Here is a 17,534-nt window from a genome sequence, read left to right as displayed (position 1 = left end):
GAGAGGGCGTCCGTGTTCACGAGCGTATTGATGATCGAGCAGCCGCTGACCCCGGTCGACGTGGACTTCGTCACCACCCTTCACGGAGACGACCCGGTCTCCTTCGTCGTCCTCATGCAGCCCCGGGGCGACCAGGACCGACTGCTGCGCGCCATCGACGACGTAGCGCTCGGTGAGCTCCCCGAGGCCCTCCGGGAAGCCGACGAACCCGAGGGCGAGGCCGCCCGGGGTCCCGCCGAGAACGCCCTGGAGCACTCGCTGCAGGCCCTGCGCACGAAGGGCGCCACGGCCGTCGGACAGATCGTCGAGCACCATCCCCTCGACAAACTGAAGGCCGTCGTGGAAGAGACCAACGCCGACGAGGTGATCGTTCTGACCGCCCCGCACTTCGTGGAGGAGTTCTTCCACCGGGACTGGGCCTCGCGGGCGCGGCACAAGGTCGGCGTTCCCGTGCTCAAGCTCTTCGCCCACAACGAATAGGCTGGCGTCCGACACCCTCGCCGAGGGTGCCGAGACTTCCGACGTACCGACCCGCACCTTGGGGAGAACCCGTATGACGCCGCCCGGCCTGCCGACCGCCATGGAACGTCCGCACTTCATCGGCATCGGCGGCGCCGGGATGTCCGGCATCGCGAAGATCCTCGCCCAGCGCGGCGCGAAGGTCGCCGGCAGCGACTCCCGTGACTCCGAGACCGCCCAGGCGCTGCGCGCCCACGGCGCCACGGTCCACATCGGGCACGCCGCCGGCCACCTCGCCGCCGACTCCACCTGCGTGGTCGTCTCCAGCGCCATCCGCTCCGACAACCCGGAGCTGGCCCGCGCCGCCGAGCTCGGCATCCCCGTCGTGCACCGCTCCGACGCCCTCGCGGGCCTGATGGACGGCCTGCGCCCGATCGCCGTCGCCGGTACGCACGGCAAGACCACCACCACCTCGATGCTGGCGGTGTCCCTGTCGGCCCTGGGCCTCGACCCCTCGTACGCCATCGGCGGCGACCTGGACGCCCCGGGCTCCAACGCCCACCACGGCGAGGGCGACATCTTCGTGGCCGAGGCGGATGAAAGCGACCGCAGCTTCCACAAGTACACCCCGCAGGTCGCGATCATCCTCAACGCCGAACTCGACCACCACGCGAACTACGCGTCGATGGAAGAGATCTACGAGTCGTTCGAGACCTTCGTCGGCAAGATCGTCCCCGGCGGCACCCTGGTCGTGGCCCACAGCCAGGCGGGCGCCGCCGAGATCGCCCGCCGCGTCGCCGGGGCGGCCGGCCTGACCGTGGTCACCTACGGCGAGGAAGAGGGCGCCGACGTCCGGATCACCAAGATCACCCCGCGCGGCCTGGCCAGCGAGGTCACGGTCGTCATCGGGGGCCGGATGCTCACCTTCACCGTCTCGGTCCCCGGCCGCCACTACGCGCACAACGCCGTCGCCGCCCTCGCGGCCGGTGTCGCCCTCGGGATCCCGGCGCACAACCTGGCCTCGGCCCTCGGCAAGTACACCGGCGTCAAGCGCCGCCTCCAGCTCAAGGGCGAGGCGGCCGGCGTGCAGGTCATCGACTCCTACGCGCACCACCCGACGGAGATGACCGCCGACCTGGAGGCCATCCGCGGCGCCGCCGCGGACTCCCGGATCCTGGTCGTCTTCCAGCCGCACCTGTTCTCCCGCACCCAGGAGCTCGGCAAGGAGATGGGCCAGGCCCTCGCGCTCGCCGACTCCGCCGTGGTCCTGGACATCTACCCGGCCCGTGAGGACCCGATCCCCGGCGTCACCAGCGAGATCATCATCTCCGCGGCCCGTGCCGCGGGCGCCGACGTCAGCGCCGAGCACGAGAAGGACGACGTCGCCGACGTCATCGCGGGAATGGCGAAGCCGGGCGATCTCGTTCTCACCATGGGCGCGGGCGACGTCACGGACCTCGGTCCGGCCATCCTCGCCCGCCTGTCGGACTGACGGCCAGAGGGAGCGGGAGTCATGTCGTACGAGGTCGAGAAGACGGACGAGCAGTGGCAGGCGGAGCTGACCCCGTCCGAGTACCAGGTGCTGCGCCTGGCGGGCACCGAGCCCGCCTTCCGCAGTGAGTACACCGACACCAAGACGGAGGGCGTCTACTCCTGTCGGGGCTGCGGGGCCGAGCTGTTCCGCTCCGACACGAAGTTCGAGTCGCACTGCGGCTGGCCGTCCTTCTACGACCCGAAGGACACCGACGCGGTCGAGCTGGTGGCGGACGTCTCGCACGGCATGGTCCGCACCGAGGTGCGCTGCGCGAAGTGCGGCTCCCACCTGGGCCACGTGTTCGAGGGCGAGGGATATCCCACGCCCACCGACCAGCGCTACTGCATCAACTCCATCTCGCTGCGGCTCACGCCCGACGCGGGCTGACTCCGCCCACTGCTTACCCAGGGCCAACGTCGTGAGGCCGCTGTCGGCAGGAACCTGACGGCGGCCTCACGCGTGCCTGAGTGTGAGACACGGACCATCTCGTGACGCCGTCACCGGCTTCTACGTCCTCGGCATGACCCCGGGCGACGAGGTCTACCCGATCGCACGTTCGCGGTCACCGGCCCCTGGCACTGACTTCCCGTCGCGGGACCTTCCGATCCGTAGCAGGATCGGAGGGACCCGACCGAGGGGGGCAGCAGTGGCCCGGAAGGACGGCAAACGGAGTAAGGGCGGCCAGCAGGCGCGGACGTCCGGTCCGCCGCCGCGCGCCGCGCCGGAGGGCACGCCGCCGGCCACGCCCCGGGCCACCCCGCTGCGCGAGCTGCTGCGGGTGCCGGAGGGCGAGCGGCCGGATCTGCGCCGGCTCGACCCCGCCGCCACCCCGGCCGGCCCCGCCGAAAAGGCGGCCGGCCTCGCGGCCATCACCGAGCTGGCCGACCCGCTCGCCGCCCTCCAGGAGCGGCTCTTCGCGGCGAGCACCGCGGGCGACCGCCGCCGCCTGCTCCTCGTCCTCCAGGGCATGGACACCAGTGGCAAGGGCGGCACGGTCAAGCACGTGATCGGCCTCTTCAACCCCGCCGGCTGCCGGGTCGAGTCCTTCAAGGCGCCCACGCCCGATGAGCGCGACCACCCCTTCCTCTGGCGCATCATGAGGGCACTCCCCCGTCCGGGCGAGATCGGCATCTTCGACCGTTCGCAGTACGAGGACGTCCTGGTCGCCCGGGTCCGCGAACTGGTGCCGCAGAGCCTGCTCGACCGCCGCTACGGGCAGATCAACCGGTTCGAGGAGTCCCTCGTGGACGACGGCGTGACCGTAGTGAAGGTCTTCCTCCACATCAGCCACGAGGAGCAGCGCAAGCGGCTCCTGGCGCGGCTGGCCGATCCGGCCAAGCGATGGAAGTTCAGCCCGTCCGACATCGACGAGCGCGCCCTGTGGCCCGCGTACCAGGAGGCGTACGAACTGGCACTGGAGCACTGCTCCACGGCCGCCGCGCCCTGGTTCATCGTCCCCGCGGACCGCAAGTGGTACCGCGACTGGGCGATCAGCACGCTGCTGCGGGAGCACCTGGAGGCCATCGATCCGCAGTATCCGACGGCTCGGTTCGACGTGGACGAGTGCCGTGCCAGTCTGATTGGCACATAGTCATATATTTTGCGTAGGTGACCCTTTCACTGCGCAAAGCGGCGGCCGCGGCCGCCCTCAGTGGCGCCCTCGGCGCCGCCCTCGCCGGCTGCGGGGGCGGCGCCGGCACGTCGGCCGACGGCGGCCAGGCCCGTATGGGAACCCCCGCGGCCTCCGCCCCCAACGCCTCCAACGCGGCCTCCGGCCCGGCCTCCGCCCCAGCCTCCGCCCCGGCCCCGGGGGCTCCCCGGGGAACCCCGTCGGGCTCCCCGCGGGCCGGCGCCCCCGGCAAGGCCCCGACCCTGGCCCCCGGCCCGAACGGGCTGACCCCGGTGTTCGAGCGGGCGAAGCAGCACACGGACAAGACCGTCGCACTGACCTTCGACGCCGACATGACCGCCGACCAGGGGCCGCGCGCCGCGGGCGGGGAGCGCTTCGACAACCCCCAGCTGATCTCCACCCTGCGCACGCTCAAGGTGCCCTCGACCATCTTCATGACGGGCCGCTGGGCCGAGGAGTACCCGGACCAGGCGAAGTCCATCGGCAACGATCCGAACTTCGAGATCGCGAACCACTCGTACAGCCACTACGCCTTCAAGTCCCCCTGCTACGGACTGCCCGCGCTCGACGGCGCCGCCGCCCGGGCCGACGTGGACCGGGCGTTCGAGGCCTTCCGCACGGCGGGGGCGGTCAACACCGTTCCGTACTTCCGCTTCCCCGGCGGCTGCTACGACGACCAGACGCTACGGGCCCTGTCCACGGCCAAGGTCACGGCCGTGCAGTGGGACGTGGTCAGCGGGGACGCCTTCGCGAAGGACGCGAACGCGGTGGCCGAGCAGGTCATCGCCGGGGTGAAGCCGGGCTCGGTGGTGGTCATGCACTGCACCCGCAGCGCCGCGCCCGTCACCGAGGAGGCCATCGAAAAGATCGTTCCGGAACTGCGCAAGCGCGGCTACCGCTTCGTGAAGGTCTCCGAACTCATCGGAAAGTAGGACGACCGGCCCCGTCGGTCAGCCCCGTCGATCAGCCCGCTCAGCCCGAGCAGGCGGTGCGCTGCGCGTCCTGCCACTCGCAGACCGGGCACAGCACCACGCCGGGGGTGTCCACCCCGTACTCGGTGGGCTCGCCGCACTCCAGGCAGTCCGCGTACGGCGGCCCCGCCACGGCCGCGACGGGCACCGCCGGCGCGGGGCAGTACGACTCGCTCCGCTCGGTCTTTTCCATGTCCACGAGCGTACTCAGCCCCGCCGCGCACTGGCCACGCAGGCCACCGCGCCCGCCGCGCAGGCCAGCGCCACGGCCCCCGCCGGGGCGCCCGGCGTGACCTCCACCGAGCCCGTGACCAGCCCGGTCACCGCCACGCGGGCCGGGGAGCCCGCCGTGACCAGGGCCAGCAGGCTGCCGAGGGCCGCCGCCGGGACTGCGTACCCAGGGGCCTTCATCAGCGGCCGGCCGCACAGTGCGCCCACGGCCGTGCCGGTGAGGGTGCACACCAGCACCGCCGAGGCCCCGGCCAGGGCGGTCGCCGGCATGTCCAGCCCCGCGTGCTCGCCGAGCAGCAGCACCGCGGCCCCGCCGATGCCCCCGGTGGCGGAGCCCCAGCCCAGCGCGGTGAGCAGGGCCGCCGCGTGCACCCGCAGCGGACCGGCAGCGGCGGCGGCGCAGTCCCGGGCCGCGTCGGGTTCGCTGGTGACGCAGACCCGCACCAGCCAGGCCGTCACCGGGACCAGCGGGGCCGCCGCGTACCCGAGCGAGTCCGGCACGGGGTCCCCGGGCCGGAATCCGACGGCCAGGACGGCGACGTACAGCAGCACCGGCGGGAGCCAGCGCTGCGAGCGCAGCAGCAGGGCGCCCTGGTAGCGCAGCAGAGCGTTCACGGCAGGTACCGCACTTCCCGGATGTGCCACGGCGGCCGCGCGGTGAGCAGCTCGCGCAACACGGCGTCGGACCGGACGGCGGGCACGGTCAGCCGCACGCCCCCGCCGGGCGCGGGCTCGGCCGCCAGCGCCGGGGGCGGCGCGGAACCAGGCGGTCCGGCGGCCTCGATCCGTACGTACGGCCCGGCGTCGGCGCCTTGTCGTACGGACGGTACGGACGGTACGGACGGTACGGGCGGTACGGACGCTACGGACGTCGGCCGTACGGGCACCAGCGCGGCCCCCTCGACCCGGTAGTGCGCGTCGGGCCCGCTCACTCGGCAACCGCCGGAGACGCCCCCGGCGAGCCGCGCCGGGTCGTGGTCCACGAACAGCACGGTGCCCCCGGCGGCGGTCCGCTCGGCCACGGCCCGGTCCAGCTCCGCCCGCGCGGGCACGTCGAGCCCGGTCCACGCTTCGTCCAGGACGAGCAGGCCCGGTTCGGCGAGGAGGGCCTGGGCGGCGGCCACCTTCTGGCTGCTCCCCTTGGACAGTTCGGCCAGCGGCGTGCGGGCGTGCCCGGCGGCGCCGAACCGCTCCAGCCACTCGGCCGCCCGGCGCGCCGCTTCGGCGCGCGGCAGACCGTGTACCCGGCCCATGTGGGTCAGGTAGGCCGCCGCGGTGAGCGGCAGGGCCGCCGGAAAGCGCTCCGGCACGTACGCCGTCCGGCGCGGGCGGCCGGTGATCCGGCCCTCGGTCGGGGTGTCGATCCCGGCCGCGAGCCGGAGGAGGGTGGACTTGCCCCCGCCGTTGCGGCCTTCGACGCGGACGAGGCTGCCGCGCGGCAGCTCCAGCGAGACCCCGCGCAGCACCCAGGGCCGCCGTCGGCCGTAGCGGCGGCCGACAGCGGTGAGGTTCAGTGCGCCGCCGCCGTTTCGGTCACCTCGCTGGGGCGGACGATGACGAAGCCCTCGCCGCGCAGCATCAGTTGGACGGCTTCGCCCGAGCCGCCCCGGATCATCGAGCCGACCGACTGGGAGCGGTGCAGGCCGGTCTCCAGGGCGGCGCTCCAGCCGACAACCGCGTCCGTGTCCACGTACACCGGGTTCTGGGCGGTGACCGGGATGATGACCGGGTGTCCGTCGCAGACCACGGCGAGCTTGCCGGTGCCGGTGAAGAGGCTGTTGAAGAGGCCGCCGCCGGTCATGCCGGCGCCCTTCAGCATCTTGATCTCGTAGGACAGGGTCGGGTCGAAGCAGAGCACGTTGCGCCCGTTGACGGTCAGGGCGTCGCCCGGCTCGAAGTCGATGATGAAGCAGTGGCCGGCCTGGTGGGCGAACCAGGCCTCGCCCTGGCCGCGTACGGACATCAGCGCCAGGCCCTCGCCGGTGACGGCGCGCTTGAGCATGCCGCCTATGCCCTGGCCCTTGCGCTCGAACTGGAGGTTGCCGCGGAAGGCGACCATCGAGCCCTGGCGAGCGAGCATTTCACCGTTGACGGCGTACTTCACGGACTTGGCGTTCTGGAGGGTCATGCCCGGTGCGGCGGACGGCTGAGCCAGGTGCTCCGACGCGAAAAGGTCGCTCTTCATGGCCCCGATCCTCACCCGGCCCGAACCCCCGCGGCATCCTCCTCAAGGCGGAGGCTGGCATCCTTTGCGGGGATGAGCAGCGGCATGAGCAGGGGAAGAGCAGCACGATGAGCAGCCGGAACACGCACGAGACCACCGAGGTACCCGCCGTCGGGGCGGACAGTCCGTTCCGGCGGGAGCGGATCGCCCGCGACGAGGCACCGCAGTTCGTGCTCCCCCTGGTCGTGCGGATCGAGAAGGCCGACCCCCCGGCCCGGACGGACGCGCTGGAGACGGCGGCCCGCGCGGTACTGGTGCTGCTGAGCGACGAGCGGTCCCTCGGCGAGGGCGAATGGGCCGGGGCCGTCCGGGACTGGCAGGACGCGCGGATCCGCAAGGTGGTCCGGCGGGCGCGCGGGGCGGAGTGGCGCAAGGCGCAGACCCTGCCCGGTGTCACGGTGCACGGTGACGCGGCGGAGGTACGGGTGTTCCCGCCCGTTCCGCTCGACGGCTGGCCCAAGGAGCTGGCCAAGCTCCAGGTGTCGGGGACCGACCTGGACGACCCTGAGCCGGCCGGCCCCGTCGAGCCGGGTATCCCGGTGCTGTGGCTGAACCCGGATCTGGAGATGTCCGCAGGCAAGGCGATGGCCCAGGCCGGGCACGGGGCGCAGCTGGCGTGGTGGGAGCTGACCCGCGCGGAGCGCGCCCTGTGGCAGGCCTCCGGTTTCCGGCTGGCCGTACGGACGGCCCCGCGCGAGCGCTGGGCGGAGCTGAACGGAAGCGGCCTGCCGGTCGTCCGCGACGCCGGTTTCACGGAGATCGCCCCGGGCTCGGCCACGGTCATCGCGGACCACCCGGCGCTCCGGGCGCGGCGCTGACACCTCGCCGGGGGAGGCGGGGAGGCGGGGAGGCGCGGAGCCGGGGAAGCGGGGAGCCGGGGAAGCTCAAATGTTGCTCTGAACGTTCGCCTGCGGCGGTTGGGTTGCCCCGGTCGGGGTCATGACACCGGCACATGGACCGACGAGAGGGGGCGAGGGGACATGAAGCCCATGGCACACCTGGGGGTGGGCATCGGCTGGCGGCCGGAGATCGCGGACGCGGTGGAGCGGCTCGCGGGGCTGGACTGGGTCGAGGTGGTGGCCGAGAACATCTGCCCGGGCCACCTGCCCGCGTCGCTGCTGCGGCTGCGCGAACGCGGCGTCCGTGTCGTACCGCACGGGGTCTCCCTGGGTCTCGGCGGCGCGCACCGGCCCGACCCGGGGAAGCTGACCGCACTCGCGGAGCGGGCGGTGGCGCTGGGGGCGCCGCTGGTCACCGAGCACATCGCGTTCGTACGGACCTCCTCGCCGGCGCCGGCCCTGGAGGCGGGGCACCTGCTGCCGGTGCCGCGGACGCGGGACGCGCTGGACGTGCTGTGCGAGAACGTGCGGATCGCCCAGGACGCGCTGCCGGTGCCGCTGGCGCTGGAGAACATCGCCGCGCTGATCTCGTGGCCCGGGGAGGAACTGACGGAGGGGCAGTTCCTGACGGAGCTCGTGGAGCGCACGGGGGTGCGGCTGCTGATCGACGTGGCGAACCTGCACACGAACCGGGTGAACCGGGGCGAGGACCCGTCCGCCGTACTGGACGCGATTCCGCTGGAGGCGCTGGCGTACGTCCACGTCGCGGGCGGGATCGAGCGGGACGGCGTCTGGCACGACACGCACGCGCACCCGGTGCCGGCGGTGGTGCTGGACGTACTGGCGGAGCTGCGCGAGCGGGTGGACCCGCCGGGCGTGCTGCTGGAGCGGGACGACGACTTCCCGCCGGAAGCTGAGCTGGAGGCCGAACTCGCCGCGATCCGCCGCGTGGCGCGCCCGTCCCGGCCCCGCAGCGGCCCCCCGGCCCCGCCGGGACCCACCCCCGGACCCGCAGGCTCGCCGGGACCCACCACCGGACCCGCACACTCGCCGGTACCCACCACCGGACCTGCGGGCTCGGCAGGGCCCAACCCCGGACCCGCGGGCTCGGCGGGGCCCAGCGCCGGATCCGGCGCTGCCGGTCCTGTGCACGAGCGGACTGTCGGGCCGCTGGTGGAGGCCGCGCGGGCGCGGGTGGGGTTGGGGCAGGCCGCGCTGCTGTCGGCCCTGGTGGCGGGGACGCCGGTGCCCGAAGGGTTCGACCGGCAGCGGGTCCGGGTGCAGGCGCGGGCGCTGGCCGCCAAGCGGGCCGGGGTCGTGGCCAAGGTGGCGCCGGAGCTACCCGGGATCCTGGGCGGCCAGAAGGCGTACCGCGAGGCGTTCCTCGGGTACGCCCGAAGCCGTCCCATGACCGCCGCGGGGTACCGCCGGGACGCGCTGGACTTCGCCGAGCACCTGCTGGTCCGGGACCTGCCGGCCGACCCGGCCGCCCGGCGCCGTCTCACCACCTGGTGGCAGGACCGGGCCGGGGCGCGCCCGCCCCGCCGGATCGTCCGCTGGGCCCGGGCCCTCGTAGGGAGAGCAGCGTGAACCTCCTCGCCACGGCGATCTGGGTCGCCGTCATCACCTCGACCGTGCTGCTCTTTCGCGGCCTGAACCGGTCCCGGCCCGCGCCGGGCGGCCCCGAGCCCCGGCTGCACGACCTGTCCGAGGCCGCGTTCCTGGCGGGCGGCCCGGGCGCCGTCGTCGACGCCGCGCTCGTCTCGATGCTCGGGGACGGGCGGCTGGTCGTCGGCGGCCCGGGCATCGTGCGGGTGAGCCCGGGGGCGCGGGCCGGCGACTTCGCCGAGCGCGCCGTGCTCCAGGCGCACGCGAACGCACCGTCCGGGTGGCTGTACCAGGTGCGGTACGGGGCCATGCTCGACCCCGCGATCCAGGAGACCGGGGACGCGCTGGCCGCGCGCGGGCTGATCTCTCCGCCGGGCGCCGGGCGCCGGTGGCGGCGCTGGGGGGTGACCCAGGCGGTGGTGTGCGGGGTCCTGTTGCCGTTCTCGCTGGTGCTGACTTTCGTCGGGTTGGCGGTGGATTCCGGCTCCCAGGTGCCGTTCATCGTGAAGGTGTTCCCCGTACTGATCGGCGGGGTCGTCATGGGCTGCGCCGCCGTCGCGCGGGCCGGGCGGCGCCTCACCCCGGCGGGGCGGACGGCGCTGCGCGCGATGCGGTCCGCCTACCTGTACGACCGGACACCGCACGTCCAGACGGCGTTGCTCGGTCTGGCGGGGCTGCGCGACCCGTATCTGCGGGCGCTGCTCGTGCCGGCCGCCCGGAGCACCCGGCTGGCGGCGGCCCAGTCGGGCTCGCGTTCCTCCTGGTCCGGCGCCGAGGTGCTGCCCGTCGTGTGGTGCGCGAGCGGCGACGGCGGATCCGGGGGCGGGTCGAGCGGCTGCGGCGGAGGCTCCGGCGTCTCGGGCTGTGCCTCCTCGGGATCCAGCTGCGGGTCGTCCTCCAGCAGCTGTGCGAGCAGCGGCGGTTCCAGTTGCTCCAGCAGCAGTTCGAGCTGCTCCAGCTCGTCCGGCTCCAGCTGCTCCAGCAGTTCCTGACCCTGCCGCGCTACGGCAACGGGGGGCATTCGGGGCGACACCGGGCGGTGCGCCTTTACCGGGACGCGGCGACCCCGGAATCTCATCGGACCAGCCGATGAGATGAAGGGGTCGTCGCCATGCGGAGGACGCCACTCGCACGCCACGCGCTCCCCCTGGCCGTCGCCCTCACCCTCGCCCTGGCCCCCGCGACCACCACCCACGCCACCCCAAGCCCCGTCCCCCCAAACCCCACCACCACCGGCCCCGGCAGCCTCGCCACGCCGAACCCCGGCCCCGCCGGCCCCGCCGGCCCTGGCACCCCGAACCCCGGCCCCGCCAGCCCCGGCACCGCCGGCCCCGGTACCCCGAACCCCGGCGCCCCCGCCCCGGCCACCGCCGCCCGCGCAGCTGAGGCCGCCGAGGATGCCGGGGCCGAACTCGTCGCCCGCCGAGCCGCCGAGACCGCGGCCGCCGCCGCCCATCACACCGCCGGAGGACAGCGTCACACCGCCGGAGGACACCGGCTCGACTTCCGGCCCTGTCCCGACGCCGAGCAGCTGCCGGAGCCCGTCCGCTGCGCCACCCTCCGCGTCCCGCTCGACTACGCCCGCCCCGACGGCCCGCAGATCTCCCTCACCGTCAGCCGGGTCACCGCCACCGGCCGCGGCGGGGCCGCCCGCCAGGGGTCCCTCGTCCACAACCCCGGCGGACCGGGCGCGTCCGGCATGGCCTTCCCCCTCCTCGCCGACCGGCCCGACTGGCACCGCATCGCCGCCGTCTACGACCTCGTCGGCTACGCCCCGCGCGGAGTCGGCCGCTCCGCCCCGCTGTCCTGCCAGGACCCGGCGGCCCGCCCGAAGGCCCCCACCCAGGTGCCGGAGCAGCCCTCCCCCGCTTACAAGAAGGAACGCGTCGCCGCCGCCCAGGCGTACGCCCGCGGCTGCGCGCGACGGGCCGGCGCGGCCCTCCCGTACTACACCACCCTCAACAACGTCCGCGATCTGCACGTGCTGCGCGCCGCGCTCGGCGAGCCCCGGCTGACCTTCGTGGGCGGCTCGTACGGCACCTACCTCGGGGCGGTCTACGCCACGCTCTACCCGCGGTACGTGCGCCGGATGGTCTTCGACTCGGCGGTCAACCCCGACCCGCGCCGCGTCTGGTACCACGACAACCTCGACCAGGCGCCGGGCTTCGAGCGCCGCTGGTACGACTTCCGGGCCTGGGCGGCCCGGCACCACGACGCCTACCGGCTCGGCGCCACCCCGGCGGCCGTGGCGGCGAGCCACGAGCGCGTCCGGGCGGCGGTGGCCCGTACTCCGGCGGGTGGGGTGGTCGGCACCGGCGAACTCCAGGCGGCCGCCCTGCGCGTCGCGTACTACGACGACGTCTGGCCGGACCACGCGGCGGCCCTCAGCGCGTTCCTGAGGGGTGATCCGGGCCCGCTGACGGCCCTGGCCGGGCCCGCCCCGGACCCGGCCGCGGCCGAGGCGGCGGCGGCCGAGGCGGAGAACGCGACGGCGGTCTACACGGCGGTGCTGTGCAACGACGCCCCCTGGCCGGCCGACTGGGAGACCTGGGACCGCGACAACACCGAACTGGCCCGCCGGGCACCGTTCGAGACCTGGGCGAACGCCTTTCTGAACCTGCCGTGCGCGTACTGGCCGGTGCCGGAGCGGCAACGCCCGGTGGACGTGGGATCGCGGACGGCGGGGCTCCCGCCGACTCTGATCGTCGCGGCGGAGCGGGACGGCGCGACCCCGTACCCGGGCGCGCTGGAGCTGCAACGGCGGCTCGGCGGGGCGGCCGCTCTGGTCACGGAGGTGGGAGCCGGCAGCCACGGAGTGACCGGCGCAGGCAATGCCTGCGTGGACCGCCACGTGGAGCGGTACCTCCTGACGGGAGCCACCCCGGGGTGGCGTGTCACGTGCGCGCCGCATCCGGAGCCCGCACCGGTGTCGCTGGACGACCGGGCAGCAAGCACCCGCGGGGTGCCGCTGCCGCCAGTCGTCTGAACTTCCGGGCGGGATCTCCGGCTGCGTCGTTTCGGGGGCAGGGCCTCCCGATCCACCGGAGGCGCTCACCTGACGGTGTGGTCGTCCTCCGGCCCTTCCCCCCAGGGGAGGTCTCAGGCGAGCCCGGCCACCAGATCGGCGACGGACTTGCGGCGCCCGGTGTAGAAGGGCACCTCTTCACGGACGTGCATACGGGCCTCGGAGGCACGCAGGTGACGCATGAGGTCGACGATGCGGTACAGCTCGTCGGCCTCGAAGGCCAGCATCCACTCGTAGTCGCCCAGCGAGAAGGAGGCGACGGTGTTGGCACGCACGTCCGGGTATCCGCGGGCCATCTTGCCGTGGTCGGCGAGCATGCGGCGGCGGTCCTCGTCGGGCAGCAGGTACCAGTCGTACGAGCGTACGAAGGGGTACACGCTGACGTAGTCGCGGGCGACCTCGTCGGCCAGGAAGGCCGGGATGTGCGACTTGTTGAACTCGGCCGGGCGGTGCAGGGCCATGTTCGACCACACCGGCTCCAGCGCGCGGCCCAGCTTGGTGCGGCGGAACAGGTTGTACGCGGTCTGCAGCTCGTCCGAGGTCTCGGCGTGCCACCAGATCATGATGTCCGCGTCGGCGCGCAGGCCGGAGACGTCATAGGTGCCGCGGACGGTGATGTCCTTGGCGGCCAGCTGGTCGAACAGCTCCTGGACCTCGTCGGCGTAGCCGGCGCGGTTTTCCGGGAGGACGTCCTTGAGCTTGAAGACGGACCACAGGGTGTAGCGGATGACCTCGTTGAGGTCCTTCGCCTTCTTCCCCGCGTTGGGAATCTTCTCTGGTGCAGTCATGTGTCCATTGTCCCGTGTGCTGATCAGTGGTCCGTGCCAGGGGTGCCCAACGTGGCCATCACCACGTCGGCGGCCTTCCCGGCGCTCGCGACGCACGCCGGGATGCCCACTCCGTCGTAGAGCGCGCCGCACACCGCGAGACCGGGCAGCGCCGCGACGGCGGCCCGGATCCGGTCGACGCGGCCCAGGTGGCCGACGGGGTACTGGGGCAGACCGCCGTCCCAGCGGGTGACCGTGGAGGCGACCGGCCGGGCCGCGAGGCCGACGGCCGCGCCGAGGTCGCGCAGGGAGACCTCCACCAGCTCGGCATCCTCCCGTTCGAGGTCCTTCTCGTCGCCGTGCCGGCCCACCGAGGTGCGCAGCAGGAACAGCTCGGGGTCGGCGCCGGCCCAGGACCACTTGTTGCTGGAGAAGGTGGACGCCTTGATCGTCCGGCCGTCCACGGGCGGTACGAGGAACCCGCTGGCGCCGCCCTCGGCGATCGCGGCGGGCAGCTCGGAGCGCCGGAAGGCCATCGTGACCAGGGCCATCGAGGCGTACTCGACCGCGCGCAGCTCGGCGGCCGCGGTCGGCGCGAGCACGTCCAGCAGCCGGGCGGCGGGCCCGGCCGGGGTGGCCAGGACCACGCCGTCGGCGTCGATGACCTCGGCGCCGGCGACGACCCGCCAGCCCTCGCCGGTACGCAGGACCTCGCGCACGGGGGTTTCGGTGAGGATCCGAGCCCCGGCCGCGCGGCAGGCCTCGGCGACGGCGACCGGGAGGCGTCCGATGCCGCCCTCGATGCCGGCGAAGACGGGACCGGCCGCCTGGGGCTGCTGGGCCGCGCGGCGCTGGAGTTCCCGTACGCCCTCGCCGAGCAGCGCGTGCGTACGGGCGGCCTCGAAGAGGTTCGGCACGGCGGCGCGCATCGAGATGCGGTAGGCGTTGCCGGCGTAGACCCCGCCGAGCAGCGGTTCGACGAGCCGGTCGACGACCTCGCGGCCGAGCCGGGCGGCGACGTACTCGCCGACGGCGATGTCCTCGCCGATCTCGGCGGGCGGCAGCGCGTGTTCGGCCTCGATCCGGGCCAAGCCCTCGGCGGAGAGCACCCCGGAGGCGGCGAGCGGGCCCAAGTCGCCGGGGACGCCCATGACATGGCCGCGCGGCATGGGCCGCAGCGCGCCCCGGGTCCACAGGTGGGCCGTCGCGGTGGCGGGCGGCTGGAGGGCCTCGCCGAGGCCCACCGCGCGGGCGAGGGCCACGGCTTCGGGGCGGCGGGCGAGGATGGATTCGGCGCCGAGGTCGACGGGGGCGCCGGCGAGCTCGCCGCCGCGCAGCTTGCCGCCGAGCCGGGGTCCGGCCTCCAGGAGCGTGACCTGGGCGCCGCCCGCGAGCAGCCGGTGGGCCGCCGCGAGGCCGGCGATACCGCCGCCGATCACGACGACGTGGCCGGCGCGACCCGGCTGGTCCGTACGTGTGTCCGCTTCGTCCATGGACACATCGTCTCAGACCGATCACCGACGCCGGACCGTGACCGCATCGGGATCGGCTCGGGACCGCGGAAGCGAAACCCGCGGCAGGACCCTGAACGTCACACCGGCGACATCAGCCGATCCTCGGGGGTTTCAGCCATGCATCAGAGCACGCACAAAACTCGTTCGGCCAGAAATCGTTCGTCCAGGCACCGTTCGGCCGGACACCGTTCGGCGGCGGCCCTGGCCGCCCTCTCCCTGACGGGGGCGCTCGTGCTCACCGGTTGCGGGGCGGACGGCATGAGCGGCTCCTCGGACAAGGCGGCGGTGGGCGAGGCGGCGGCCAAGCCGCAGGAGGGCGCGGCCGCTCCCGCCCCGGGCAAGCCCGGTACCGGGGCGGCGGCCCCCGCGGCCCCCAAGGAGGGACAGCAGTCGGCCGCGGTCCGGCCGCATGTCATCCGTACGGCGAACCTGGCCATCGAGACGGCAGACGCGCAGAAGGCGCTCGTCGCGGCCCGGACGGCGGCCGAGGGCGCGGGCGGTTACGTCGGGAACGAGTCGACCAAACGCGGCGAGGACGGCCGCATGACCTCGACGGTGACCCTGCGGGTGCCCGGCGACCGCTTCGACGCGGTGCTCGGCGCCATGGAGGGCAGCGGGAAGCTGCTGCACCGCAAGGTCGAGGCGCAGGACGTGACCCAGAAGGTCGCGGACATCGACAGCCGGGTCAAGTCGCAGCAGGCGAGCGTGGTCCGGGTGCGGGAGATGATGGACAAGGCCTCCGCGCTCAGCGACGTGGTGATGCTGGAGAGCGAGCTGAGCAAGCGCCAGTCGGACCTGGAGTCGCTGCTGGCACAGCAGACGGCGCTGAAGGACCAGACCTCCATGGGCACGATCACGATGGAGGTCTCGGAGCCCGCGAAGGCGGCGGCGCCGGAGAAGAAGAAGGAGGAGAAGACTCCGGCGTTCATGGACGCCCTGGGGGGCGGCTGGGACGTGTTCACGACCCTCGTGCGGTTCCTGACGCTGGCGGTGGGCGCGGTGCTGCCGTTCGCGGTGACGGGCCTGCTGGTGGCGCTGGGCTTCCGGGTGTACCGGCGGCTGCGACCGGCGAAGCCGAAGACGGGCCTGGCCCCGAAGCGGATCCCGGGCTTCCCGGCGGCGCGGCCAGCGCCCGGGGCCACGCCGGCCGCATCGGCGTCGGCCGCATCGGCGTCGGCCGAATCCCCGGCGGCCGAATCACCGGCGGACTCGGAGGGCTGAGCACCCCCAACGGCCGGTGCCCCGTAGCGTGTTCCCCAAGCGAAGGCAGCGGTGCGGGACGGACGGGGCTGACGATGGCGGCGGAACGACTGGTGGTGGTCGGCGGTGACGCGGCGGGGATGTCCGCCGCGTCACAGGCCCGGCGGATGAAGGGCCCGGCCGAACTGGAGATCGTCGCGTTCGAGCGGGGGCACTTCACCTCGTACTCCGCGTGCGGGATCCCGTACTGGATCGGCGGGCGGGTGGCCGAGCGGGACGCCCTGATCGCCCGCACCCCGGAGGAGCACCGCGCCCGGGACATCGACCTGCGCACCCGCACGGAGGTCGTGGAGCTGGACCTCGCCGGCGGGCGCGTCCGGGCCCGGGATCTGGACACCGGATCCGAATCGTGGACGGGTTACGACAAGCTCGTCCTCGCCACGGGCGCCCGCCCGGTCCGGCCGCGCCTCCCGGGCATCGGCGCGTACGGGGTCCACGGCGTCCAGACCCTGGACGACGGCCAGCACCTGCTCACCACCCTGGAGCGTACGGAGATCCGCCGCGCGGTCGTGGTCGGCGCGGGGTACATCGGCGTGGAGATGGCGGAGGCGCTGGTCGCACGGGGCTACGAGGTCACCGTGCTGCACCGGGGCGCGCAGCCGATGGCCACCCTGGATCCGGACATGGGCGCCCTCGTGCACGGCGCGATGAACCGCATGGGCATCCGCACCGTCTCCGGCGCCGAGGTGTCGAAGATCCTGACGGACGACGAGGGCCGCGCCCGCGCGGTGGCCACGGCGGCCGGTGACGAGTACCCGGCGGACGTGGTCGTGCTCGGCATCGGCGTGGAACCCCGCACCGCCCTCGCCCGCGCGGCGGGCCTCCCGCTCGGCGCGTCGGGCGGCCTGCTCACCGACCTCTCGATGCGGGTCCGGGGGCACGAGAACGTCTGGTCGGGCGGCGACTGCGTGGAGGTCCTGGACCTGATCTCCGGCCACACCCGGCACATCCCGCTGGGCACGCACGCCAACAAGCACGGCCAGGTGATCGGCACGGGCGTGGGCGGCGGCTACGCGACGTTCCCGGGCGTCGTCGGGACGGCGGTGAGCAAGGTCTGCGATCTGGAGATCGCCCGTACGGGCCTGCGCGAGCGGGACGCGCTGGCGGCGGGCCTGCGCTTCGTGACGGCCACCATCACCTCCACCAATACGGCGGGCTACTACCCGGGCGCGGCGGAGATGACGGTGAAGATGCTGGCGGAACGCCGTACGGGGCGTCTGCTGGGCGTCCAGATCGTCGGCGGCGCGGGGGCCGCGAAGCGGGTGGACATCGCCGCCGTCGCCTTGACGGCGGGTATGACGGTGGAACAGGTCGTGTCCCTCGACTTGGGCTACGCCCCGCCGTTCTCTCCCGTGTGGGACCCGATCCTGGTCGCCGCCCGCAAGGCCGTGTCCGCCGTGCGGGCTGCGGGGGTCTAGGGGCCCTGCGGGCCGGCCTCCCGGGCTCCGCCCGGACCCGCGCCTCAAACGCCG

17 protein-coding genes are annotated in these 17,534 nt (G+C 74.1%); 11 read left to right on the top strand and 6 right to left on the bottom strand.

Annotated elements, in window-relative coordinates:
• The first annotated feature begins 12 nt into the window (after positions 1–12).
• From MTF65_RS24930 to MTF65_RS24910, 5 genes are all read left to right on the top strand, one after another.
• A complete protein-coding gene (locus tag MTF65_RS24930) occupies positions 13–480 on the top strand; it encodes an indole-3-glycerol phosphate synthase (RefSeq protein WP_243631172.1) in 468 nt (155 codons plus the stop codon).
• 73 nt (positions 481–553) lie between these two features.
• A complete protein-coding gene (murC, locus tag MTF65_RS24925; RefSeq protein ID WP_243631171.1) occupies positions 554–1,951 on the top strand; it encodes a UDP-N-acetylmuramate--L-alanine ligase in 1,398 nt (465 codons plus the stop codon).
• A 21-nt stretch (positions 1,952–1,972) separates the two neighbouring features.
• The gene (gene msrB, locus MTF65_RS24920; protein ID WP_243631170.1) at positions 1,973–2,380 is read left to right on the top strand and encodes a peptide-methionine (R)-S-oxide reductase MsrB; all 408 of its coding nucleotides are present in this window, start codon (positions 1,973–1,975) and stop codon (positions 2,378–2,380) included.
• Positions 2,381–2,639: 259 nt separating this feature from the next.
• Positions 2,640–3,584: a PPK2 family polyphosphate kinase gene (locus MTF65_RS24915; RefSeq protein ID WP_374207292.1), complete on the top strand. Its 945-nt coding sequence runs from the start codon at positions 2,640–2,642 to the stop codon at positions 3,582–3,584.
• 17 nt (positions 3,585–3,601) lie between these two features.
• Complete coding sequence (locus MTF65_RS24910; RefSeq protein WP_243631169.1) at positions 3,602–4,555, top strand: polysaccharide deacetylase family protein; 954 nt, start codon at positions 3,602–3,604, stop codon at positions 4,553–4,555.
• Between the two features lie 40 nt (positions 4,556–4,595).
• On the opposite strand, the gene MTF65_RS24905 is transcribed toward MTF65_RS24910, so the two are convergent.
• From MTF65_RS24905 to MTF65_RS24890, 4 genes are read right to left on the bottom strand one after another with little or no spacing between them, the layout of a single operon-like run.
• Positions 4,596–4,787, bottom strand: coding sequence for a hypothetical protein (locus tag MTF65_RS24905; RefSeq protein ID WP_243631168.1), 192 nt, complete (start codon positions 4,785–4,787; stop codon positions 4,596–4,598).
• Positions 4,788–4,801: 14 nt separating this feature from the next.
• Positions 4,802–5,440, bottom strand: coding sequence for an ABC transporter (locus MTF65_RS24900; RefSeq protein WP_243631167.1), 639 nt, complete (start codon positions 5,438–5,440; stop codon positions 4,802–4,804).
• Positions 5,437–6,339 carry an ATP-binding cassette domain-containing protein gene (locus MTF65_RS24895; protein WP_243631200.1) on the bottom strand — a complete coding sequence of 301 codons (903 nt, stop codon included), beginning with the start codon at positions 6,337–6,339 and terminating at the stop codon, positions 5,437–5,439. The genes MTF65_RS24900 and MTF65_RS24895 overlap by 4 nt, the downstream gene beginning before the upstream one ends.
• Entirely contained in the window at positions 6,336–7,010 is a 675-nt protein-coding gene (locus tag MTF65_RS24890; protein WP_243631166.1) for an AIM24 family protein, read from the bottom strand. The genes MTF65_RS24895 and MTF65_RS24890 overlap by 4 nt, the downstream gene beginning before the upstream one ends.
• 107 nt (positions 7,011–7,117) lie before the next feature.
• Between MTF65_RS24890 and MTF65_RS24885 the strand changes: the two genes are divergently transcribed.
• The 4 genes from MTF65_RS24885 to MTF65_RS24870 all read left to right on the top strand — a co-directional run bounded on the left by MTF65_RS24885 (position 7,118) and on the right by MTF65_RS24870 (position 12,482).
• Positions 7,118–7,867: an aminoacyl-tRNA hydrolase gene (locus MTF65_RS24885; RefSeq protein ID WP_243631165.1), complete on the top strand. Its 750-nt coding sequence runs from the start codon at positions 7,118–7,120 to the stop codon at positions 7,865–7,867.
• A gap of 162 nt (positions 7,868–8,029) precedes the next feature.
• A complete protein-coding gene (locus tag MTF65_RS24880) occupies positions 8,030–9,478 on the top strand; it encodes a DUF692 family multinuclear iron-containing protein (protein ID WP_243631164.1) in 1,449 nt (482 codons plus the stop codon).
• On the top strand, positions 9,475–10,488 hold the full coding sequence (locus tag MTF65_RS24875) for a TIGR04222 domain-containing membrane protein (protein ID WP_243631163.1): 1,014 nt from the start codon (positions 9,475–9,477) through the stop codon (positions 10,486–10,488). Before MTF65_RS24880 ends, MTF65_RS24875 begins: the two co-directional genes overlap by 4 nt.
• A 119-nt stretch (positions 10,489–10,607) precedes the next feature.
• Positions 10,608–12,482, top strand: coding sequence for an alpha/beta hydrolase (locus MTF65_RS24870; RefSeq protein ID WP_243631162.1), 1,875 nt, complete (start codon positions 10,608–10,610; stop codon positions 12,480–12,482).
• 113 nt (positions 12,483–12,595) lie between these two features.
• Here MTF65_RS24870 and hemQ read toward each other — a convergent pair whose 3' ends face one another.
• Both hemQ and hemG read right to left on the bottom strand, forming a co-directional pair.
• Positions 12,596–13,309, bottom strand: coding sequence for a hydrogen peroxide-dependent heme synthase (gene hemQ, locus MTF65_RS24865; protein WP_243631161.1), 714 nt, complete (start codon positions 13,307–13,309; stop codon positions 12,596–12,598).
• Between the two features lie 23 nt (positions 13,310–13,332).
• Positions 13,333–14,781, bottom strand: a complete 1,449-nt coding sequence (hemG, locus tag MTF65_RS24860; RefSeq protein ID WP_243631160.1) for a protoporphyrinogen oxidase — start codon at positions 14,779–14,781, stop codon at positions 13,333–13,335.
• Positions 14,782–15,060: 279 nt separating this feature from the next.
• On the opposite strand from hemG, the gene MTF65_RS24855 reads away from it, so the two are divergent.
• Both MTF65_RS24855 and MTF65_RS24850 read left to right on the top strand, forming a co-directional pair.
• Positions 15,061–16,023: a DUF4349 domain-containing protein gene (locus MTF65_RS24855; protein ID WP_243631159.1), complete on the top strand. Its 963-nt coding sequence runs from the start codon at positions 15,061–15,063 to the stop codon at positions 16,021–16,023.
• 74 nt (positions 16,024–16,097) lie between these two features.
• Complete coding sequence (locus MTF65_RS24850; RefSeq protein ID WP_243631158.1) at positions 16,098–17,480, top strand: FAD-dependent oxidoreductase; 1,383 nt, start codon at positions 16,098–16,100, stop codon at positions 17,478–17,480.
• Positions 17,481–17,534 lie beyond the last annotated feature (54 nt).

Origin of the sequence: Streptomyces sp. APSN-46.1 (genome assembly GCF_022815725.1) — a bacterium.
In the GTDB taxonomy this organism is placed as follows: domain Bacteria; phylum Actinomycetota; class Actinomycetes; order Streptomycetales; family Streptomycetaceae; genus Streptomyces.
Note: the sequence above shows the minus strand (reverse complement) of the source record. Positions and strands in the feature narration are given on the sequence as shown.

Coding starts and splice junctions, on each gene's coding strand:
- MTF65_RS24855 (WP_243631159.1), top strand. CDS start 15,061: ATGAGCGGCTCCTCGGACAAGGCGGCGGTGGGCGAGGCGGCGGCCAAG.
- MTF65_RS24905 (WP_243631168.1), bottom strand. CDS start 4,787: ATGGAAAAGACCGAGCGGAGCGAGTCGTACTGCCCCGCGCCGGCGGTG.
- MTF65_RS24885 (WP_243631165.1), top strand. CDS start 7,118: ATGAGCAGCCGGAACACGCACGAGACCACCGAGGTACCCGCCGTCGGG.
- MTF65_RS24880 (WP_243631164.1), top strand. CDS start 8,030: ATGAAGCCCATGGCACACCTGGGGGTGGGCATCGGCTGGCGGCCGGAG.
- MTF65_RS24850 (WP_243631158.1), top strand. CDS start 16,098: ATGGCGGCGGAACGACTGGTGGTGGTCGGCGGTGACGCGGCGGGGATG.
- MTF65_RS24890 (WP_243631166.1), bottom strand. CDS start 7,010: ATGAAGAGCGACCTTTTCGCGTCGGAGCACCTGGCTCAGCCGTCCGCC.
- hemG (WP_243631160.1), bottom strand. CDS start 14,781: ATGGACGAAGCGGACACACGTACGGACCAGCCGGGTCGCGCCGGCCAC.
- MTF65_RS24870 (WP_243631162.1), top strand. CDS start 10,608: ATGCGGAGGACGCCACTCGCACGCCACGCGCTCCCCCTGGCCGTCGCC.
- msrB (WP_243631170.1), top strand. CDS start 1,973: ATGTCGTACGAGGTCGAGAAGACGGACGAGCAGTGGCAGGCGGAGCTG.
- murC (WP_243631171.1), top strand. CDS start 554: ATGACGCCGCCCGGCCTGCCGACCGCCATGGAACGTCCGCACTTCATC.
- hemQ (WP_243631161.1), bottom strand. CDS start 13,309: ATGACTGCACCAGAGAAGATTCCCAACGCGGGGAAGAAGGCGAAGGAC.